Below are 2,570 nucleotides of genomic sequence, written 5' to 3'. Positions count from 1 at the left end.
CGGCGCAGCGCCTTGAGCACCGCGGCCCCCGTGCGCAGCGAGACCGCGCGCTCGGCGGACCGGCCGCCCATGAGGACCCCGACCACCCGCCGCCGCGCCGCCCGCTTCTGCTGTGCCGCCATCACTCCTCCCCGATGACCTGGACTTCCGCCTCGAGCGCGACGCCCGCGTGCGCGAGCACCCGCTCGCGGACGAGGCTCATCAGCCCGAGGACGTCCGCGGCCGTGGCCTGCCCGACGTTGACGATCACGTTCGCGTGCTTCGCGGAGACCTCCGCGTCGCCGACGCGCGTCCCCTTGAGGCCCGCCGCGTCGATGAGCCGCCCGGCCGCGTCCCCCGGCGGGTTCTTGAAGACCGAGCCGGCGCTCCCCCAGCCGAAGGGGAGGCGGCGCTTGTGCTCCTCGAGGCACCGCTTGTTCTCGGCGAGCACCGCCTGCTCGGTGCTCAGGCGCAGCTGCAGGCCCGCCGCGACGATGAAGCCCGCCCGCGGCAAGCGCGCGCTGCGGTAGGCGAACGCGATCTGCTCGCGCGGCACGCGCGACTCGGCGCCGGAGGAGTCCATGAGGTCCACCCAGAGCACGACCTCGCCCATGCTGTGCCCGTGCGCCCCCGCGTTCATCGCGATCGCGCCGCCGACGCTCCCGGGGATGCCCGCCGCCCACTCGAGGCCGGCGAGGCCCGGGCGGACCGCGAAGTTGATGACCTGCGAGAGCGGGGTCCCCGCCAGCGCCTGGACCTCGGCCGGCGTGCCCGGCGGGGCCTGGGGCGGGACCTCCCCGCCCGCTATGCCGGCGAGGTCCCCGAGGTTGATGACGAGCCCCCGCACGCCGCCGTCGCGCACCACGAGGTTCGTCCCGCGCCCCATGACGGTGACCGGCAGCGCGGTGGCCGCGGCCACGCGCAGCCCGGCGCGCAGGTCCTCGCGGTCCACGGGGAAGAAGAGCACGTCCGCGGGCCCGCCGACGCGGAACGAGGTGTGGGCGCGCAGCGGCTCACCGACGAGCAGGCGCCCCCGCACCGCCCCCGCGAAGAGGCGGCCGGCGCTCTCGGCGCGGATCGAGGCCGTCATTTCGTCGCCCCCAGGAGCGCGAGCAGGCCGTCGCCCGCCTTCCAGATGTCGCCGGCGCCGAGCGTGAGCACGAGGTCGCCGGGCCGCACCGCCGCGGCGAGCGCCGCGGGCAGCGCCGCCTTGTCGCGGACGAAGCGCACCTCGGGCCGGCCGCGCGCGGCGAGCAGCCCCGCGAGGCGCTCGCCGGTGACGCCCGGGATCGGCTCCTCGCTCGCCGCGTAGATCTCGGTCGCGAAGACCAGGTCGGCGTCGCCGAACGCGCCGAGGAACTCCGCCTCCAGGTCCCGGGTGCGGGTGTAGCGGTGCGGCTGGAAGGCGACGACGATCCGCCGGGCGAAGCCGCGGCGCGCGGCCGCGAGGGTGGCGCGGATCTCCGTCGGGTGGTGCCCGTAGTCGTCGACGACGAGCACCCCATTGCTCTCGCCGCGCACCTCGAAGCGCCGGTGGGCGTTGCGGAAGGTGGCGAGCGCGCCGAGGACCGTCTCGGGCGCCAGGTCCAGCTCGAGGCCGACCGCGACGGCCGCCAGCGCGTTGGCGAGGTTGTGCGGCCCGGGGATCGGCACGGTCAGCCGGCCGATCTCCCTGCCCGCCGCGTGCACGGTGCACGAGGAGCCGCTGCCCTCGTACGCCGCGTCCGTGCCGCGGACGTCGGCGCCCTCGGCGAGGCCGTAGGTGACCACGCGCCGGCTCACCCGCGGCAGGATCCCGCGCACCTCCGGGTCGTCGACGCCGAGGAAGACCGCGCCGTAGAAAGGGACCTTGTTCGCGAACGCCGCGAAGGCGTCGCGGATGCGCTCGAAGTCCGGCCAGTAGTCGAGATGCTCCCGGTCGATCGTCGTGATCACCGACCAGATCGGCGACAGCGCGAGGAAGCTGCCGTCGCTCTCGTCCGCCTCGGCGACGAGGAACTCGCCCTGCCCCAGTCGCGCGTTGGAGCCGAAGGCGTCGAGCCGCCCGCCGATGACGGCCGTCGGGTCGAGCTCGGCCGCCGCGAGGATCGTCGCCACGAGCGAGGTGGTCGTCGTCTTGCCGTGGGCGCCGGCGATCGCGATGCCGCGCTTCATGCGCATCAGCTCGGCGAGCATCTCGGCGCGCGGGATCACCGGGATCTGCCGCCGGTGCGCCTCGAGCACCTCGGGGTTGTCGGGCCGCACCGCCGAGGAGGTGACCACGACCTGCGCGTCGGCCACGTTGGCCGCGTCGTGCCCGGCGGCGATGCGCCCGCCGAGCACTCCCAGCCGCTCGGTCACGGGCGTGGCCGCCAGGTCCGAGCCGCTGACGTGGTAGCCGAGGTTCAGCAGCACCTCGGCGATGCCGCTCATGCCGATGCCGCCGATGCCCACGAAGTGGATGCGACGCACCTTGCGCACGAACATCGTCATGGCGCCCTCACGCCCTCCCCAGCATGCCGCGGCACTCGGCGACGATGCGCGCCGCCGCGTCGCGCACGCCGACGGACGCGCTCGCCGCGGCCATCGCGCGCAGGCGCTCGCGGTCGCCC

2 protein-coding genes are annotated in these 2,570 nt (G+C 75.7%); both read right to left on the bottom strand.

The features are described 5' to 3' along the window. Positions 1 to 121: 121 nt before the first annotated feature. Complete coding sequence (murB, locus tag VI078_12895) at positions 122 to 1,069, bottom strand: UDP-N-acetylmuramate dehydrogenase (GenBank protein ID HEY6000178.1); 948 nt, start codon at positions 1,067 to 1,069, stop codon at positions 122 to 124. Continuing rightward, positions 1,066 to 2,445, bottom strand: a complete 1,380-nt coding sequence (murC, locus tag VI078_12890) for a UDP-N-acetylmuramate--L-alanine ligase (GenBank protein ID HEY6000177.1) — start codon at positions 2,443 to 2,445, stop codon at positions 1,066 to 1,068. Before murC ends, murB begins: the two co-directional genes overlap by 4 nt. Positions 2,446 to 2,570: the final 125 nt, after the last annotated feature.

This window comes from bacterium (genome assembly GCA_036524115.1).
Lineage (GTDB): Bacteria > JAUVQV01 > JAUVQV01 > JAUVQV01 > DATDCY01 > DATDCY01.
This window is presented reverse-complemented; position numbering and strand designations above follow the sequence as displayed.

Excerpts from the sequence above, each read along its gene's own strand:
- murB (HEY6000178.1), bottom strand. The coding sequence starts at position 1,069 with ATGACGGCCTCGATCCGCGCCGAGAGCGCCGGCCGCCTCTTCGCGGGG.
- murC (HEY6000177.1), bottom strand. The coding sequence starts at position 2,445 with ATGTTCGTGCGCAAGGTGCGTCGCATCCACTTCGTGGGCATCGGCGGC.